At 64.5% G+C, this 18308-nt stretch carries 15 protein-coding genes; 11 read left to right on the forward strand and 4 right to left on the reverse strand.

All coding sequences use genetic code 11. The annotated features are described in order from the left end of the window. Positions 1 to 118 precede the first annotated feature (118 nt). From RFN30_RS21940 to RFN30_RS21960, 5 genes are all read left to right on the forward strand, one after another. Positions 119 to 1345, forward strand: coding sequence for an anion transporter (locus RFN30_RS21940; protein WP_320264173.1), 1227 nt, complete (start codon positions 119 to 121; stop codon positions 1343 to 1345). A 154-nt stretch (positions 1346 to 1499) separates the two neighbouring features. Continuing rightward, positions 1500 to 2513, forward strand: coding sequence for a LacI family DNA-binding transcriptional regulator (locus tag RFN30_RS21945; protein WP_320264174.1), 1014 nt, complete (start codon positions 1500 to 1502; stop codon positions 2511 to 2513). Further along, a complete protein-coding gene (locus RFN30_RS21950; RefSeq protein ID WP_320264175.1) occupies positions 2510 to 4027 on the forward strand; it encodes a sugar ABC transporter ATP-binding protein in 1518 nt (505 codons plus the stop codon). Before RFN30_RS21945 ends, RFN30_RS21950 begins: the two co-directional genes overlap by 4 nt. Beyond that, positions 4027 to 5097: an ABC transporter permease gene (locus RFN30_RS21955; protein ID WP_320264176.1), complete on the forward strand. Its 1071-nt coding sequence runs from the start codon at positions 4027 to 4029 to the stop codon at positions 5095 to 5097. The genes RFN30_RS21950 and RFN30_RS21955 overlap by 1 nt, the downstream gene beginning before the upstream one ends. Positions 5098 to 5170: 73 nt before the next feature. Next, the gene (locus RFN30_RS21960) at positions 5171 to 6157 is read left to right on the forward strand and encodes a substrate-binding domain-containing protein (RefSeq protein ID WP_320264177.1); all 987 of its coding nucleotides are present in this window, start codon (positions 5171 to 5173) and stop codon (positions 6155 to 6157) included. Between the two features lie 99 nt (positions 6158 to 6256). On the opposite strand, the gene cyoD is transcribed toward RFN30_RS21960, so the two are convergent. Genes cyoD through cyoA form a run of 4 tightly spaced genes read right to left on the reverse strand, consistent with a single transcriptional unit; the run spans position 6257 to position 10279 of the window. Continuing rightward, positions 6257 to 6667, reverse strand: a complete 411-nt coding sequence (cyoD, locus tag RFN30_RS21965) for a cytochrome o ubiquinol oxidase subunit IV (protein ID WP_320264178.1) — start codon at positions 6665 to 6667, stop codon at positions 6257 to 6259. Continuing rightward, entirely contained in the window at positions 6664 to 7338 is a 675-nt protein-coding gene (locus tag RFN30_RS21970) for a cytochrome (ubi)quinol oxidase subunit III (protein ID WP_320264179.1), read from the reverse strand. Before RFN30_RS21970 ends, cyoD begins: the two co-directional genes overlap by 4 nt. Further along, positions 7335 to 9338 carry a cytochrome o ubiquinol oxidase subunit I gene (gene cyoB / locus RFN30_RS21975; RefSeq protein WP_320264180.1) on the reverse strand — a complete coding sequence of 668 codons (2004 nt, stop codon included), beginning with the start codon at positions 9336 to 9338 and terminating at the stop codon, positions 7335 to 7337. The genes RFN30_RS21970 and cyoB overlap by 4 nt, the downstream gene beginning before the upstream one ends. Positions 9339 to 9340: 2 nt before the next feature. After that, positions 9341 to 10279: a ubiquinol oxidase subunit II gene (gene cyoA, locus RFN30_RS21980; protein ID WP_320264181.1), complete on the reverse strand. Its 939-nt coding sequence runs from the start codon at positions 10277 to 10279 to the stop codon at positions 9341 to 9343. 433 nt (positions 10280 to 10712) lie between these two features. Here cyoA and RFN30_RS21985 point away from each other — a divergent pair, with 433 nt between their 5' ends. The 6 genes from RFN30_RS21985 to RFN30_RS22010 all read left to right on the forward strand — a co-directional run bounded on the left by RFN30_RS21985 (position 10713) and on the right by RFN30_RS22010 (position 18304). After that, positions 10713 to 11366: a LysE family translocator gene (locus RFN30_RS21985; RefSeq protein ID WP_430699074.1), complete on the forward strand. Its 654-nt coding sequence runs from the start codon at positions 10713 to 10715 to the stop codon at positions 11364 to 11366. Between the two features lie 81 nt (positions 11367 to 11447). Beyond that, positions 11448 to 13499 (forward strand): ABC transporter ATP-binding protein/permease, encoded by a 2052-nt coding sequence (locus RFN30_RS21990; RefSeq protein WP_320264182.1) that lies wholly within the window; start codon positions 11448 to 11450, stop codon positions 13497 to 13499. Between the two features lie 212 nt (positions 13500 to 13711). Beyond that, positions 13712 to 15091, forward strand: coding sequence for a polysaccharide biosynthesis/export family protein (locus RFN30_RS21995; protein ID WP_320264183.1), 1380 nt, complete (start codon positions 13712 to 13714; stop codon positions 15089 to 15091). A 39-nt stretch (positions 15092 to 15130) separates the two neighbouring features. After that, positions 15131 to 15850, forward strand: coding sequence for a hypothetical protein (locus tag RFN30_RS22000; protein WP_320264184.1), 720 nt, complete (start codon positions 15131 to 15133; stop codon positions 15848 to 15850). Between the two features lie 330 nt (positions 15851 to 16180). Continuing rightward, complete coding sequence (locus tag RFN30_RS22005) at positions 16181 to 16588, forward strand: DOPA 4,5-dioxygenase family protein (protein ID WP_320264185.1); 408 nt, start codon at positions 16181 to 16183, stop codon at positions 16586 to 16588. A gap of 171 nt (positions 16589 to 16759) precedes the next feature. Continuing rightward, on the forward strand, positions 16760 to 18304 hold the full coding sequence (locus RFN30_RS22010; RefSeq protein ID WP_320264186.1) for an Eco57I restriction-modification methylase domain-containing protein: 1545 nt from the start codon (positions 16760 to 16762) through the stop codon (positions 18302 to 18304). The last annotated feature ends 4 nt before the right edge of the window (positions 18305 to 18308 follow it).

The following is an 18308-nucleotide window of genomic DNA, read 5'->3' on the forward strand; positions in this document are numbered from 1 at the left end:
AGCCGGGCGAAAGTTTCGGCGGTCGACGTTTTCCCTTTGCGCCACTCTTGCTAAAGGTGGTCCGGCAAAGTGCGGCCGAGCAGATTCTGCCGGGCAGGGCGAGCGGGAACCTCTGGAAATGACATGGACCGGCGCAGGCGCGCTTTTCATCCTCGTGCTCACCTATGCCGGTGTCGCCGTCGGCCGCATTCCGGGCCTCAGGCTCGACCGCGCAGGCATCGCGCTGCTCGGCGGCGCCGCCATGATCGCCATCGGCGCCATCGGCATGGAGGACGCCTACCGCGCCATCAATCTCGACACCATCACGCTTTTGCTCGGCATGATGATCGTGGTGGCGCATCTGAAAGTGTCTGGTGCCTTCCGGGCGCTCGGCGGCTTCGCCATCGAGCATGCGCATGCGCCCTTCATGCTGCTTGTCATGGTGACGCTTCTGACCGGCGTGCTCTCTGCCTTCCTGGTCAATGACGCGATCTGCCTGGTCATGGCGCCAATCGTCGTCCACGTCACTCGTGTCATCCGGCGCAATCCGGTGCCCTATCTCATCGCCACCTGCACGGCCTCCAACTGCGGCAGCGTCGCCACCATCACCGGCAACCCGCAGAACATGGTGATCGGCGCGCTGTCCGGCATTTCCTATCCGGCTTTCACCGCAGCACTTTCACCGGTCGCGCTGTTCGGCCTTGTCGCCGTCATCGTCATTGTGCGCATCGTCTACCGCGCTGAATTTTCGCGGCCCACCGAGCTCAGCCCCGAGGTCTATCGCGGCCGTATGCTGCCCGGCCAGGTGCTGAAGGCGACCATCGTCTGCATCGCGCTGGCGATCGCCTTCTTCGCCGGCGTTCCCGTCGCCAAGGCGGCGCTGATCGCCGGCGCCTTCCTGCTTGTTACCCGGGCGATCAAGCCGCACCGCATTTACCGCGAGATCGACGGACCGCTGCTCTTCATGTTCGCAGGCCTGTTCGTGGTCGTGGCGGGCGCCGAGCGCACGCTGCTCACCCCCGACATGATCGCCTGGGCAAAGACCATCGGCCTCGACGACGTCTGGCGGCTTTCAGGCTTCACCGCCGTGCTTTCCAACATCATGAGCAACGTGCCGGCGGTGCTGGCGCTGACGCCCTTCATTCCGGGCCTCGAAAACCCCGAGCGCGCCTGGCTGGTCGTGGCGATGAGCTCGACCCTTGCCGGCAATTTCACGCTGCTCGGCTCGGTCGCCAACCTCATAGTTGCCGAGCAGGCGAAGGCGGCCGGCAAGGAACTATCCTTCATGGCCTTCTTCAAGGTCGGCCTACCGCTGACCTTGCTGACGCTCCTCGTCGGCACTGCCTGGCTCGCCTTCACCTACTGATTTCGGACCCTTCCGCCCGTGACAAAAATCTGTCGCGACCATTTATCGAATCGATTGCGCAAACGTTTCGATGGCTTTATGGTTTCGTCAGATCCGCCGAAGAGCGGACGGGAAACGCAATCAAGGGAGGAGCGCTTGCGGGCACTCCGTTCGCATGCCGACAATGGCTGAGGTCGCGCGCCGCGCCGGCGTCTCGGTTTCGACGGTCTCGCATGTCGTCAACCGCACGCGCTTCGTCTCGCCCGAGAAGGCGCAGCTCATCAACGATGCCATCGCCGCCATGGGCTACCAGCCCAACGAGTTGGCGCGCTCGCTGAAGGTGGCCTCGACCAATAGCGTCGGTCTAGCCATCTCGGCGATCTCCAACCCCTACTTCACCGACATCATCTGCGCGGTTGAAGCGGAATGCGCGAGGCTCGGCCTGATGGTGTTTCTCTCCGACACGCAGGAAGATCCCGACCGCGAGCTCCAGGTGGTGCGCGCCTTCCACCAGCGCCGCGTTGACGGCGTGATCCTCGCGCCCTCAGGCTCGCCTGAGCGCGCGATCGCCTATCTCGCCGAAAAGAAGCTGCCTTGCGTCTTGATCGACCGCTTCGCCGACGACCGCTTCGACCAGATCGGCGTCGAGAACGAGACGGCGATGCGCTCGCTCATCGACCACGTCGCCTCCTTCGGCCACAGGCGCATCGGCTATATCGCCGGCCAGCCGGGGCTGGCCACCACGCGCGAGCGCGTCGACGCCTTCCGCGCCTCGCTCGCCGCCAATGGACTTGAATGCCTGCCGCACTATGTCTCGCCGGAGAATGTCGACACGGCGAGTGCCACGGCATCGACGCACGCGATCCTGTCGCTGCCCGCGCCGCCCACCGCATTGGTCACCGGCAACAACATGACGACGATCGGGGCAGTCCGTGCCATCCGCGAGAAGGGTCTTTCGATCCCGCGCGACCTGTCGCTCGTCGGCTTCGACGACTTCGAATGGGCCGATTGTTTCGAGCCCAGGCTGACGCTGGTCGAGCAGCCCTGCACCGAAATCGGCCGCCAGGCCGCGGCGCTGCTTAGCGAACGCATCGCCTCCAGCGACTCAGCACCTCGCGCGGTGCGGCTGCAAGCAAGACTGCAGGCGCGAGAATCCTGCGCGAGGCCGACCCTCACGAGGCCTGCATGAGCGCGCCGCTGCTTTCCGTTACGGGTGCTGTAAAACACTTCGGCGGCGTGCAGGCGCTGCGCGGCGTCGACTTCGACCTCAAGGCCGGCGAGATCCATGCGCTGCTGGGCGAGAATGGCGCCGGCAAGTCGACGCTGATGAACCTTCTGTCGGGTGTCTATGCGCCGGACGAGGGCGAAATCCGCGTCGACGGCAAGCCGGTCACCTTCAACAACCCGCGCGAGGCTCAAGCCGCCGGCATCGCCACCATCTTTCAGGAACTCGACCTCGTGCCCTCGCTCGACGTGGCGGCGAACCTCTTCCTCGGCCGCGAACTGATGCGGCCGGGCGGCATGCTCGACGTGCCGGCGATGCGCCGCGAGGCCAGGCAGCGTCTGGAGGCGATTGAGCTGGCGATCGACCCGGCGCGGCTCGTCGCCGACCTCTCGATCGGCCAGCGCCAGGTGGTGGCGATCGTCAAGGCGCTGTCCTATGCGTCGCGCGTGCTGATCATGGACGAGCCGACGGCTGCTCTTACCGTCGGCGAGGTCGAGCGCTTGTTCGACATAATGAGGAAGCTCGCCGCGACCGGCGTCGGGATCGTCTACATCTCGCATCGGCTGGAGGAAGTCCCTGGTATCGCCGACCGCGTGACGGTGATGCGCGACGGCCGCGTCGCCGGCATCGCCGAGCCGCACGCGCCACAGGCCGAGCTGGTGCGCCTGCTGGTCGGGCGGCCGCTGGACGAGCTTTATCCCGCACGCGCCAAGAGCGCCGGCAAGACGCTGCTCAGTCTCAAGGATGCAAGTTTCCGGCTCGTCCGCGAAAGCGCCGGCTGGCAGCCGCCGAGCGGCATTTCGCTCGAGGTCAGGGAAGGCGAGATCGTCGGGTTGGCCGGCATCATGGGGGCAGGGCGCACGGAGCTGCTTTCCGCGCTCTACGGCACCGGCCTTGCCGGCCGCTGGCAGGGTGAGGTTGCGGTCGACGGCCGGCCGGTGAAGCTCGAATCCATCCACGCGGCGCGCAAGGCCGGCATCGCCTTTGTCACAGACGATCGCCGCGGCAGCGGCCTGATGCTTCGGATGGCGGTCGGCTTGAACCTGGTGATGTCGGTGATCCGCCACATCTCGCCGGCCGGCTTGATGTCGCCGCGCCGCCAGGCGGAGGCAGTGCGGCAATCCTTCGGGCAGTTCGACATCCGACCGAAGAATCCGGACATCGCCGTCGGCGCGCTGTCGGGCGGCAACCAGCAGAAAGTGGTACTGGCAAAGGAAATCCTCGGCAATCCGCGGCTGTTGCTACTCGACGAGCCGACGCGCGGCGTCGATGTCGGCGCCAAGGGCGAGATCTACGCGCGGCTCAGGGCGCTCGCGGCGCAAGGGCTGGGCATTCTGGTTGCCTCCAGCGAGATGCCGGAGCTGATCGGCCTCTGCGACCGGATCGTGGTGCTGCGCCAGGGGCGCAATGTGGCGGAATTTATCGGCGGCGTCGACGAGCACACCGTGCTTGCCGCGGCAAATGGCAGGGAGGCCTGATGTCGGATCAGAAGATTTCGGTGGCGGCGAACCCGGCAGCTTCAAGCCCGGCACCTGGGGCGGCGACGAAGCATCGCATCGACCCGCTGGCCATCATCGTGCGCTTCCAAAGCCTGATCGGTCTGGTGCTGGTGGCGATCGGCGGCGTCATCTTCTCGCCCCGGCGCCACGGCGAGATTCTGTTCCTCAACCCCGACAACATCGCCAACATCGTGCGCGCCGTGTCGGAGACCGGCATCATCGCCATCGGCATGACCTTCGTCATAATCACCGCCGGCATCGACCTTTCGGTCGGCGCGGTGCTCGGCCTTTCCGCCGTGGTGACCGCCACGATGATGATCTCCGGCGGATTCGGACTGATCTCCACGATCCTTGCCGTGCTTGCCATGGGCATCGTCTTCGGCGTCGTCCAGGGTACGATTTCCACCCGCTTTCGGCTGGAGCCCTTCATCGTCACGCTGGCCGGCCTGCAGGCGGCGCGGGGTCTCGCGCTGATCGTCTCCGGCAACCAGTATATCAACATCTCCTATGGCGACGGGCCGGGCTTGGCGCCGCCGGTCTTCGCGGTGCTGGGCGAGCGCCTGTTCGACAACACGGTGCCGGTGGCAACTATCGTCTTCATCATATTCGCGGCTATAGCCACGCTGATGCTCAATACCACCCGCTTCGGCCGCTACGTCTATGCCGTCGGCGGTAACGAGCGCGCCGCGCGCATTTCCGGCGTGCCGGTGTCGATGGTGAAGATCTCGGTCTACGCCATCACCGGCTTTGCCTCGGCGCTCGCGGGCATCGTGCATGCCGGACAGTTCAACTTCGGCAGCGCCAATGACGGCATGGGCTATGAGCTGACCGCGATCGCCGCCGTCGTCATCGGCGGCACCAGCCTGTTCGGCGGCGCGGGCTCGATGGTCGGCACCGTCGCCGGCACCATCATGCTCGGCGCTTTAGCCAACATCCTTCAGCTCAACAACATCACCCCCGCCACGCAGTTGCTCGCGACCGCGGCGATCATCGTCTTGGCGGCAGTGCTTCAATCTCTCGTTCGCCGCCGCGAGGGATTGGGACGATAGGAGGCCGGCGGCAGCATCCCGAAAGAGCAACCAAAGGTCTGGCATCCCGAGCCGGACGAGGAGGAGACTGAGTATGAGAACCACACTGAGAGGATCGCGCGTCCTTCGGGTCGCGCTTCTGGCGGGCGCCGGCCTGTGCATTGCAGGTGCCGCGCAGGCTACCGACCCGATGGTGAAAGCCTGCGCCAAGGACGGCCAGTTCGTCATCGGTTTTTCGCAGGCTAACAACGCCGAGCCCTATCGCCAGCACGTCAATGACGAACTGACGGCGGCGGCCAAGGAGGTGCCGGGCTTCACGCTGCAGATCGCCGACGGCGCCGGCAATGTCAACACGCAGACCTCGCAGGTCGACAACTTCATCACCCAGAAGGTCGACATTCTGCTGATCTCGCCGTTCGAAGCGGCACCGCTGACGCCAGCCGTGAAGCGCGCCATGGATGCCGGCATTCCGGTCATCGAGCTCGACCGCAAGACGGTGGGCGACCCCGGCAAGGACTACACCGCCTTCATCGGCGGCGACAATTTCAAGATCGCCCAGGAAGCCGGCAAGTTCACGGCTGAAAAGCTGCTGCCCGACGGCGGCGAGGCGGCGGTGCTGGAAGGCCTGCCGAGCTCGACCCCTGCGGTGGAGCGCTTGAACGGCTTCAAGGAGGGCGTGAAGGCCAATGCCAAGATCCAGATCGTCGCCGAGCAGGCAGCCGACTGGGTTCCGGATAAAGCCCAGACCGCCTTTTCGGCCATGCTGCAGGCGCATCCCGACATCAAGGTGCTCTATGCCTCGAATGACATGATGGCGGCGGGCGCGCTGCTGGCCGCCAAGGGCGCCGGCAAAGACGTCAAGATCATCGGCACCGACGGCCTGCCGGGCCCGGCGGGCGGCATCGAGGCGGTGGCCAAGGGCGACTGGGCGGCGACCTTCACCTATCCGACCGGCGCCAAGGAAGCGATCGAGATGTCGAAGAAGATCCTGCTCGACTGCGCGACGTCCGTGGAGCCGACGGTGACGGTGGACACCACCGCGATCACGCCTGAGAACGCCAAGCAGTTGGCGGGGAAGTAGGGCAGGGCTCTGCCGCCGACGACTTTGCGACAAGGCCCCTAACGGGGCCTTGTTTGCTTTTTGACCGACCCTGGATTGGCGTCAAGATATCGAACCACTCTAAGGCATCATCTCCGCCTGGTGGGCGCTCATCGGCGCCATGTTCACGCTGAGATGGGCCATGATCCAGACCGAGCCGATCACGACGAGCGCGACGATCAGCACGCCGAAAGCGAGCGCGAGCACGTTGTTGGTGTTGTCGGGCCCGGTGGTCAGGTGCAGGAAGAAGACGAGATGCACGCCCATCTGCGCGATGGCCAGCACCACCAAGGCCGAGATCACCGCCGGCTGGTAGATCAGGTCGGTTTGCGCGGCGAGGAAGGAGGCGATGGTCAACAGGATCGCCAGGCCGAAGCCGAGCAGATAACCCGACAGCCCTCCCGCCAGCTCATGTTCTGTGATGCGCTCTTCGCCCGGCGCTGAATCACGGCGGTCGAGCTCCTCTTCGATCCGGCTTTCGATGTCGCTCATGGCGATGCTCCCAGGAGATAGACCAAGGTGAAGATGGCGATCCAGATGATGTCGAGCGCGTGCCAGAACAGGCCGAAGCAGTGCAGCCGGCGCAGCAGGTCCGGCCGGAAGCCCTTCACCCAGAGCTGCGCCATCATGGTGCCGAGCCAGAGCAGGCCGAGCCCGACATGGGTGCCGTGGCAGCCGACAAGGGCGAAGAAGGCGGAGAGGAAGGCGCTGCGCGAGGGGCCAGCCTGCTCGCTCGCCATTGTCGCGAACTCCTGCACCTCCAGGAACAGGAAACCAGCACTCAGCAGGCCGGTGACGAGCAGCCAGAACTGGGTGGCGGCGATCGACCGGCGGTGGGTCGCGAGCGTCGCAAGGCCGCCGGTGAAGCTCGAGGTGAGCAGTAGCCCCGTCTGCGCCGCGATGCGGGGGAACTCGAACAGCTCCTTGCCGGTAGGCCCGCCGGCCGTCGCCTGGGACAGCACGGCGAAGGAGGCGAAGAAGGCCGAGAACATGATGATGTCGGATAACAGAAAGATCCAGAAGCCGTAGGCGGCCGTGACGAATTTCGAGGCCGGGCCGCCCTTGCCATGGCCCGTCGCCGAAAACAGGCCGTGGCCGTGCGCGCCGGACTGTCCGGGCCGGTATGGTTCTCTTATTGCGCTGCCGGCTGTGACGTCGGTCATGCCACACGCTCCCTCTTACGCATCCACGCAAGCTGCGCGGCTCTGCCGTCGCGGTCGATACGCTCGACCTCGTCCGCCGGAATTTCGTAGTCGCCATGCTCGCGCCAGGCGAAGACGACGAAAGTAGCGTAGGCGCCGAGGAAGCCGACGATCGCCAGCCACCAGATATGCCAGATCAGCGCGAAGCCGATTAGCGTGCTGAAGAAGGCGGCGACGAAGCCGGTCGGGCTGTTGCGCGGCATCTCGACCGGCTCGTAGCTTTCGTGGTCGGCCGGGGCCTGCCCGTCCAGCGCCCGCTGCTTGACGGTCCAGTAGGGCTCCTCGTTCTCGACATAAGGCAGTCGCGCATAGTTGAAGAAAGGTGGCGGCGAGGATGTCGACCATTCCAGCGTGCGGCCGTCCCAGGGGTCGCCCGTCTCGTCGCGCAATTCGTCGCGATGCCTGATCGACACGATGAGCTGCGCCACCTGGCAGCCGGCGCCGACGATCATCACCGCGATGCCGAAGGCCGCCACCACTAGCCACGGCGTCCACAGATCCATGTCGATATGCTGGAGGCGCCGGGTCATGCCGAGCAGGCCGACGATATAGAGCGGCACGAAGACCAGCACGTAGCCGGCAAGCGTGAACCAGAACGCGGCCTTGCCCCAGCCTTCGTGCAGCCGGAAGCCGAAGGCTTTCGGGAACCAGTAGGTGAGGCCGGCGAAGGCGGCAAACAGCACGCCGGAGATGATCACATTGTGGAAATGCGCCACCAGGAAGAGCGAATTGTGCAGCATGAAGTCGGCCGGCGGCACGGCAAGCAGCACGCCGGTCATGCCGCCGATGATGAAGGTGGTGACGAAGGCCAGCGCCCACAGCATCGGCGTGTCGAAGCGCACGCGCCCGCCATACATGGTGAAGAGCCAGTTGTAGATCTTGACCCCGGTGCCGACGGCGATGACCGAGGTGGCGATGCCGAAGGCGGCATTGACGTCGGCCCCGGCGCCCATGGTGAAGAAGTGGTGCAGCCAGACCATGAAGGAAACGATGCAGATGAACAGCGTCGCCGCGACCATCGACCGGTAGCCGAACAGCGGCTTCGACGAGAAGGTCGAGAAGATCTCGGAATAGATGCCGAAGGCCGGCAGCACGAGGATGTAGACCTCCGGATGCCCCCAGGCCCAGATGAGGTTCATGAACATCATCTGGTTGCCGCCGGCTTCATTGGTGAAGAAGTGGAAGCCGAGATAGCGGTCGAGCGTGAGCATCGCGAGCGTCGCGGTGAGGATCGGGAACGCCGCGACGATCAGCAGGTTGGAGGCGAGCGAGGTCCAGCAGAACATTGGCATGTGCAGATAGCCCATGCCGGGCGCGCGCATCTTGAGGATGGTCGTCGCCAGGTTGACGCCGGTGAGCAGCGTGCCGACGCCCGAGATCTGGATCGACCAGAGATAATAGTCGACGCCGACGCCCGGCGAGTAGGTCGTCTCCGACAGCGGCGCATAGGGCAGCCAGCCGGTGCGCGCGAACTCGCCGACGACGAGCGAGATGTTGACGAGCAGCGCCCCGGTCGCCGTCAGCCAGAAGCTCACCGAATTCAGCGTCGGGAAGGCGACGTCGCGGATACCGAGCTGCAGCGGCATGACGAAATTCATCAGCCCGATCACGAAGGGCATCGCGGCGAAGAAGATCATGATCGTGCCGTGGGCCGAGAAGACCTGGTCGTAATGCTCCGGCGGCAGGTAGCCCGGCCCGTGGATGGCAAGCACCTGCTGCGTGCGCATCATGACGGCGTCGACGAAGCCGCGAAAAAGCATCAGCGCCGCCAGCACGATATACATGACACCGATGCGCTTGTGGTCGACCGAGGTGATCCACTCGTGCCAGAGATAGGGCCAGTAGCCTTTCACCGTGACCCAGATCAGCACCGCGACGGCCGCCAGGAAGACGATGAGGGTAGCGCCCAACGGGATGGGCTGATCAAAGGGAATGGCCGACCAGTCGAGCTTGCCGAGCATCGTCATCCTCCCACTTTGGGCTGCGGCTGTTGGGCTGCGGGTAGCGCTTTCGGGCTTACCTGCGGCTCGCCGTCGGCGGTCTCGGCCGGCCCCGGGCCTGGCGGCAGCGTCTGGCGCACGATCGCGTCGAACAGGCCCTCCTGGACATGACCGAACGAGGCCGGCGGCACGTTGATGCTCTGCCGGGCAAGCTCGCGATAGGCGCTGGCGTTGAGCACCTCGCCGCCTTGCAACGACGAGGCCCAGCTGGCGAAGGCGTCGGGCGAGACGGCGCGTACGCGAAAATTCATGTCCGAAAAGCCGTCGCCGCTGAAATGCGCCGACATCCCGAAATAGTCGCCCTCGCGATCGGTCTGCAGATTAACCTCGGTCTGCATGCCGTTCATGACGTAGACCATGCTGCCGAGCTGCGGAACGAAGAAGGTGTTCATCACGCTGGCCGACGTCAGCTTGAAGCGCACCGGCACGCCGGCCGGGATGACGAGCTGGTTGACGGTTCCGATGCCCTGGTCCGGGTAGAGGAACAGCCACTTCCAGTCGAGCGCCACCACCTGGATGTCGAGCGGCGGCTGGCTGGAGGCGATCGGCCGGCGCGGGTCGAGATGGTAGGACCCGTAATAGATCAGCCCGCCAAGGAAGAGGATGGTGAGCGTGGGGATAGACCAGACGATCAGCTCGATGCGGCCCGAATAGGTGAATTCCGGATCGTAGCGGGCGTTGCGGTTCGAGGCGCGGAACATCCAGGCAAATAAAAGCAGCGCCACCAGCGTCGGGATGACGATGACCAGCATGACCGCCAGCGAGTTGAGCAGGATGGTGCGGTTGCCGGCGCCGATCGGGCCCTGCGGGTCGAGCACGCCGCCCGCGCAGCCGGAGAGCGTTGCCGTCGCGGCTATCCAGAGGAGTGGGCGGCCTTGCCCGGGTCTACGGAACGAAAACACCGGAGCGGATCATGCGTGGCGGGAACATGTCGGTGGGACGTGATGGCCGCGAGCGGCGTCGCGGTATCGGTGTTTGAGAAACCCGCCTCGGTGAGGGGCGCGTTCTGCGGCATCTTTCATCTGAAGTCTCCCCGGATGCAGACTTTGAGACACTTCCGCCAAGCTCCGCCAACTGCCGGACAGGGCACTTGCCTCAAGCACCTGCCGCTTGTTCCGCAGAGGCGGTTTTGCCCGATGGCTGGATGGGCTGTGGAAAAGATAGGGCGCGGCTTCGGCCCGACCAGAAGGCGCCGTTGGACGCCAATCCGCATTGGCAGGAATTGGAAGGAACGGTGCTCTTCTGGCCGATCGGTTCGGCCGCCAGGGTAGTGACAAGGCGCGCGACGCGTGCATTGTTTGCGCGGGCAACCGACATCGACCTGGGAGAACAGCCTTGTCCGAGATTGCAACCATCCTGTCCATCCTTGGCGTTTTTCTGTTGGGCGCGATGAGCCCCGGGCCGAGCTTCGTCGTCGTCTCTCGTATCGCGGTCGCCGGCGAGCGCACGGACGGCCTGGCGGCCGCGATCGGCATGGGCATCGGCGGCTTCATCTTCGCCACCATCGCCGTCGCGGGCCTCACCGCGCTGCTCGTCCAGGTCGCCTGGCTGGACATTTTCCTGCGCATCGCCGGCGGCGCTTACCTGTTGTGGATCGGCATAAAGATCTGGCGCGGCGCCAACGAGCCGATCGAGATCGCCAACGATGCATCGGCGCGCGCCGGCTCGTTCTGGCGGGCGCTTCGCCGCGCGCTTCTGGTGCAGCTCGCCAACCCGAAGACCGCGATCTTCTACGCCTCGATGTTCGCGGCCATGCTGCCGGCCTCGCCGCCGCTCTGGATGCTCTTCATCCTGCCGCCGCTGCTCTTCCTGAACGAATTCGTCTGGTACGCGGTCGTCGCCTTCGCCTTTTCTTCCAGCCGGCCGCGTGCGGCCTATCTCGGCACCAAGCGCTGGATCGACCGCGCCGCCGGCGCCGTCGTCGGCGCGCTCGGCCTGAAGCTGATGTGGGAGGGCATGGCCGCCGCGCGCCGCGGCATCAGCGGATGAGGTGACGCCGAAACCCGGGCGGGGAGGGGCGAAGCGGCGGATATCGTGAAACTTTCTGATTTTTAGGCCGTTGTCGGCCTGATGTCAGACATGAAATCCAAACCGCAACCGCCCGACCGCGCCAAACAGCGTGGTGCCCAGCGGTCGCGCCCGGAAAAGGCGCACGAAGAAAAGTCGCACGAAGAGGAGTCGCGCCCAAGGAAATCGAGCGAAGAGAAAGAATCGGCCGCCGAAGCCGCGCCGGAGGTGAACGGCCAGGCCGCGCCGCCGCCGGATGCGGTCGACCCCGATCCGCAGCTGACGCCCCAACAGGCCGAGCAGGCGCGCAAGAAATACCTGCTCAGGCGTTTCTGGATCAGCGGACGAGGCTATTGGGGCCGGCATGGCGACAAGCTTGCCTTGCCGTTCACATTCGGACTGCTGGTACTGATCTGCGTCAATGTCGGCTTCCAATATGGCATCAATGTCTGGAACCGCGCGTTTTTCGACGCCATCGAGCAGCGCAACGTCCACACCGTCTATATGCTCAGCGCCATCTTCCTGCCGCTGGTGGCCGGAAGCGCGAGCTTGGTCGTTGCGCAAGTGTATCTGCGCATGACCATCCAGCGCCGCTGGCGCTCCTGGCTCACCACATCGATCATCGGGCGCTGGCTGGCCAGCGGCCGCTACTACCAGCTCAACCTCGTCAAAGGCGACCACACCAACCCCGAGGCCCGCATCTCGGAGGATCTGCGCATCGCCACCGAGTCGCCCGTCGATTTCATCGCCGGTGTCCTCAACGCGTTCCTGTCAGCGTCGACCTTCATCGTCGTGCTGTGGACGATCGGCGGCGCGCTCACCCTGCCTCTCGACGGCGAGAGCATCACCATTCCCGGTTTCCTCGTCATCACCGCGGTGATCTATGCCGCCATCACCTCGACCTCCATGGTGGTGATCGGCCGCCACTTCGTGCAGCTTTCCGAACAGAAGAACCAGACGGAAGCCGAATTCCGCTACGTGCTGACGCGCGTGCGCGAAAACGGCGAGAGCATCGCGCTCCTCGGCGGCGAGGAGGAGGAGCGCAGCGGTATCGACAACACGTTCGGCCATGTGCTGAGGCAGTGGGCGCTACTGACGGGGCAGCACATGCGCACGGCGCTGGTGTCGCAGGGGTCGAGCCTGTTCGCGCCGGTGGTGCCGGTGCTGCTCTGCGCGCCAAAATTCCTCGAAGGCACGATGTCGCTTGGCGAGGTGATGCAGGCGGCTTCAGCATTCGCCATCGTGCAGGGCGCGTTCGGCTGGCTGGTCGACAACTACCCGCGCCTTGCCGACTGGAATGCCTCGGCCCGGCGCATCGCCTCGCTGATGATGTCGCTCGACGGGCTGGAGCGCGCCGAACGGAGCGAAGCGTTCGGGCGCATCAGGCACGGCAAGACGCAAAACGGCGCCATGCTCAGCCTTGACGATCTCTCGGTGACACTCAATGACGGCACCGGCGTGGTCAAGGAAACCGAGGTCGAGATCGAGCCGGGCGAGCGGGTGCTGGTCTCCGGCGAATCCGGCACGGGCAAGTCGACGCTGGTGCGGGCGATCGCCGGCTTGTGGCCGTGGGGCGGCGGCAGCGTCAATTTCCACGCCGGCCGTCGGCTCTTCATGCTGCCGCAGCGCCCCTACATCCCCACCGGCACGCTGCGTCGCGCGGTCGCCTATCCCGCCCCCGCCGACAACTGGACGGTCAAGAAGATCAACGCCGCCCTCGACAAGGTCGGCCTCGGTTATCTGAAAGACCGGCTGGAGGAAGACGCGCCCTGGGACCAGACGCTCTCCGGCGGCGAAAAGCAGCGCCTCGCCTTCGCGCGCCTACTCCTGCACTGCCCCGACATCGTCGTGCTGGACGAGGCGACCTCGGCGCTCGACGAGAAGAGCCAGGACAGGATGATGCAGACGGTGATGCGCGCATTGCCCAAGGTCACCATCATCAGCGTGGCCCACCGCGCCGAGCTGGAAGCTTTCCATAGCCGCAAGATCACGCTCGAGCGCCGCGAGGGCGGGGCGAAGCTGGTCAGCGATGTGGAGCTTATGCCGCGCAAGAGGAAGCGGAGCCTGATCACGCGGGCGCTGTGGGGGAGCGGGAGGCGGGGCCGAGGGGCGTGAGGCGGGAGTGGGCGAACTCAATACGTGCCATAGCCGTCCACTACGGATCGATAACTACTACGTTAGAAGGAGACGGTCCCTAAGCCTCTTGCGGAGCTTGGCGCTGCCGAGAGTGCTTTTCTATCATGAGCCTTTGGTGCGGCATCCAGCCGCGCAGTACGGGTCACGGAGAACATAGCGGCGAGGGGACGCACAGCCGGTGGGGTTCAGTGATGAGCCATGTGCAGGGTACCCAATCAGCATGTTTCCATCGGGCCTTCACGTTTATTGGACGACACCTTTCGAGTTTACTTTCTGGAATGCGCGGCAGGGGCTGCACCCTCGCGCTATGCCTCATTTCGCTATGCCTCGTTCTGCTGCTGGGATTGCCGGCGAGGAGCCAGTCGACGGTTGACGACAGACTAGGACCCGGAGACAGTATCGAACTACACGTCTGGCACTGGACTGCGCTGCGCGGCGGCGTTTTGGAGGGGTTGCAACTCAACCGAAGCTTCAGCATCGACTCGACCGGCAGGCTCGATCTTCCGAACATCGGGAGCATTGGCGCCGCAGGCTTGCGTACGGACGAGTTGGCAAAGCTGATTGCCGATCGCCTGCAGGCCAGGAGCGGCCTGCCCGAGCGGCCGGAGACGATCGTCCAGCGCATCCTTAAACCGGCCACGGAAACGACAGGTTCCGTGGCGCCCGAAGGCGACCAGACAGCGCCCGAAGATATGGCGCCGACGGCGCCAGAAGCACTCAAGGAAGCTGCGCGAACGTTGCCTGGCGAGCATGAGCAGGCTTTGCGCCGCGAATTGGCGGCAGCACGAGCGGCGCTGGACGTCATGCAGCGCAATGCGCGCGACGCAAGTGCCGAGGCACATGCAGTGGCCGATAAGGCGGCCAAACAAGCACAAGACCTGCAAAAGCAGCGGCAGAAAGCCAAAGCGCTCGCGCTCGATCTGGAGGCGGCGAGACGCGTTATCGAAGGCTTCAAGGCCGATGCCATTGTCTGGGACAATGAAAAGGCCGCCATGCTTGAGGCGGATCGCTCGGCAGAAGCCTCCCGGGCTGCTGTCCAGCGGACGCTCGATGAGGAGCGGCACAAGGTTGAGCTCGTGGAACAGGAACTCGCCGCGTCCCGCCGGGCCGTCGACGCTCTGAAGACAAACGCAAATCTGGCGGCGATCGAGCAGGCCAACGCCATAAAGGACCGCCAGGCGGCCGAGGCAGCATTGAAGCAAGCCGGCGAAGCGCTGGCGCTGGAACGCCAACGGACAGATGCAGCCGCGCGTGATCTCGACAACATGCGCAAGGAGCGCGACGCTTCACGGGAGGCCGCGGCAGCGTTGAGGGCGGCCTGGGAACAAGAGCGTGAAAGGTCTGTCGGCCTGGCCCGCATCCTCAGTGCCGCACGGCAGGCAACCGGCATCGTCAAGGCGGAGCGTCGCACGGTGAACATGAAGCGCATGCCGAAAGCGTCGGCGCGCAAGCCGCCGGACAAACAGAGGGTCAAGGTCCAAAGGTCACCGCAGCCCGATCTGGTGGCGACCATAGCTCTTCCCGCCGCTTTGCTCCCGACGCGGCCACCGAAGCTCGACCCTCGCCATTGAAGAGTGGCGTGCTGCAACTATGCCGCAGGGAGTGTGGCCATGAAAAAATACGTCGCAGCCGCGTTGGCGATCGGGATCACAATCGGGCCTGCCTCGGCTGTTGACGTAGGCGTAGGCGGCAAGGTTGGCGGTGTCGGGGTCGGCGCTGGATTGAGCGCCGGTTCGCAAGGCATGTCGGCGGGCGTGGGCGCGAGCGCCGACGGCGTAGGTGAAGCAAACGTTGACGCATCGTCCGGGGGCAGCGGATCACCCGGCGTTGGTGCCGGCGGCAACCTGGGCGGCATAGGCGCAGGCGTGTCGGCGGGCGCCCGTGTGGGCGACCATCCTTCCGCCCAACGTGGGCCGGCTGCCTCGGCCCGGCGCCCGGCCGTGGTCACGGCACCCCCCGCTTTTGCCAGGGCCGCCGCACAATCCATCACGCTGCCTCGCGCCCTCCGGCCTTCCGGAGCTGGCAACGGTGACCTCAGGCGGGTCACCAAGGCGCATCCTTTTGGGTCTCTGCCACCTCTGACAGCGAAACCCGGCACACCAGATCACGTGGTGCGCGCCTGTCACGCGGCGATCATGACCGCCGCGAAGCCCCTCGGCGCCGTGCGTGTCTACGCGGCAAGCGCAGGTCCCGCGCGTCATGGTCAAAGCGGACTCAACGCCCCGATCGCGGTGCGCATAGACTATGAAAGGCAAGGCGGCATTGAAGTCAGGCAGGCGCGAGTCGGCTGTCACCTCAACGCGGCAGGGATGGTCACCGCAGTGATTTAGAGCTGGAAATTGGCTTTCGTGGCATTCGCCTCGGCCGGGGCAGGGGCAATCGCATAGGGCGCTCCCCCTCTCCGTCTCGGCCTCGCCGAGCCACCTCTCCCCCACTTTGTGGGGCATGGAACCCAAGCTTTTCGAAGGCCACGCCTTTTGCGATTGGCATTTCCTCGCCCCCACGAAATGGGGGAGAGGTGGCTCGGCGCGCAGCGCCGAGACGGAGCCGGGGCTGGCGCTGCCCTATGCGATTGCGATGCCGCGGCGGCTGCAGACAAGGCGCCCGCGCCTCGGCTACAGTTCCGCCGGGTGCAAAAACCATCGAAGGGGAGCATCGCGATGAACGAAGTCAGGCCGATCGCCGAGATCGCCAGCTATCACGCCCATATCTACTACGCTGGGCAGGCCGAGCGGCAGCACGCCGAATGGCTGCGCCTGCGCATCGGCGAACGTTTCCGCGTGCGCCTGGGCAACTGGCGCGACGAGCCGGTCGGCCCGCATCAGCAGGCCATGTACCAGGTCTCGTTCGCCAACGAGATTTTCGCGACGCTCGTGCCGTGGCTGATGCTGAACCACGGCGGCTTGAGCATCCTCATCCACCCCAACACCACCAACCCCAAGCGCGACCATCTGGTCGACCCGATCTGGATCGGGCGGGCGTTGGCGGTGAACGGCGAGGTTCTCGGCGAGGAGGACGAGGCGGAGGAGGCGCTGGAGGTGAATACCGAGCCGACGCTGGGGGTGTAGGGGCGTCAGCGTAAACACCAGCCTGAGAGGGTGTGGCGAGAGTCAGGCTGTACCGATGCTGTTCAATCCGATGAACTCATCGCCGCAAGCCGCCGATGGGCAATTCGCCAAACGAGACTCGGAACGCAAATCCCTCGAGACAATGTTTTGAAGTGATGTTAGTCATCGCGCATGTCATTGCCCGCCAATCGTGATTCATCAGCGAAAAGCCTCAGCGCCTACTATACACCGGCCACACTTGCCGACGCGCTTGCTCAGTGGCTGGTCCGCACGGGTACTGAACGTATTCTCGAGCCAAGTGTGGGAGAAGGCGCGCTGATCGATGCCGCCTGTCGGCAAGCACAGCGCGTGCACGAATATCCCAGCGTTCGTTTCACCGTATGCGATATTAATCCAGCAGTCATAGAGGCAATCGGTTCGCGGCTAAGCGCTCGGTCCGAAGCGAGATCTATTGATTTTCTGCAACTCGATTCCGCGAGCACTGGGCTTTTCGATGGAATCCTCGCAAATCCGCCATTCACGAGAAATCACACTCTCGATGCGCCGAGGCGATCAGTTCTTCGGAAGCGCTTCGACACCGTTGGTGCAGCGGGTCTCTGGGTTCATTTCCTCTTTCACGCAATGGAATTTCTTCGCCCCGGGGGAAGGCTAGCTTCGGTGATCCCTGCGTCGGCGCTTTTCAGCGACTATGGGCGCGCTGCCCTCCAGCGACTGTGTGGCCGCTTTGCGCAGGTACAGATTCGCGAAATTGTGGACCGTCCGCTTTGGGTTAACGGAGCTGATGAGCGCGGCGCGCTCTTTCTCGCTGATGGGTTCGACCAAGGGTCATCGCATTTGCCGGAATCGACCCGCTGGTCGGCAGACGGAATTCCTGCCGGGCTTTTACCGATATCGGCCGCGGCATACGGACAATTGGCTGATCAGTGCACTCCGCTCGGATCCATTGCGTTGCTCAGCATCGGCGCCGTCACTGGGTGCAACAGCGTCTTCTTAATAAATGAGGAACAGCGCAAGACACTAAAGATCCGCAAGTCCGATCTTCAGCCGATGGTGTCGCGGGCTTGGCATATTCCAGGTCTCACTATCGATAAGGCGAAGTTGCTGCAACTTGCCCGAGAGGGTGAGAAGACCTGGCTGTTGGCTCCGAAAAGTTTAGGTAATAAGGGCAGTGGCGTCAGGCGCCAACTTGCGAAGATCTCTGCGCGTCGCCGCTTGACGACCCTGTGGTTTAAGAAGCGCACACCTTGGTGGAAGGTTGATGTTGGTAAGTCGAGTGATGCGATTTTCACTTATATGAACGACCGTGGTCCCCGGCTGGTCTTGGCTGCCACAGATATTCGGTGCACCAACACTTTGCACTGCGTTCGGTTCTCAGACCACGTGTCTGTCGATCAGCGATTGACGGCGTGCTTGAGCTTGATCTCCACCTTCGGGCAGTTGGCGGCCGAACGCCTTGGTCGAATCTATGGAGGCGGGCTGCTTAAATTCGAACTGAAGGATGCCCGAAAGTTTCCAATCTTGCCAGTCCGACGAAACCTGCATTCCGAGTTTGACAACGCAAACAAGGCTCTCAATGCAGGCGAAATAGCCAAAGCGACGAGGATTGCTGACGAAGCCCTGCTCGCCCCACTCTTGGGAATGCAATGGGAACAGACGATCGAGCAGCTTCGAAGTGAAATAGATGCCCGCCGCGAAGTGCGCCGCGGGCGGCGCTGACTGA

This window comes from Mesorhizobium dulcispinae, from assembly GCF_033977345.1.
Lineage (GTDB): Bacteria > Pseudomonadota > Alphaproteobacteria > Rhizobiales > Rhizobiaceae > Mesorhizobium > Mesorhizobium dulcispinae.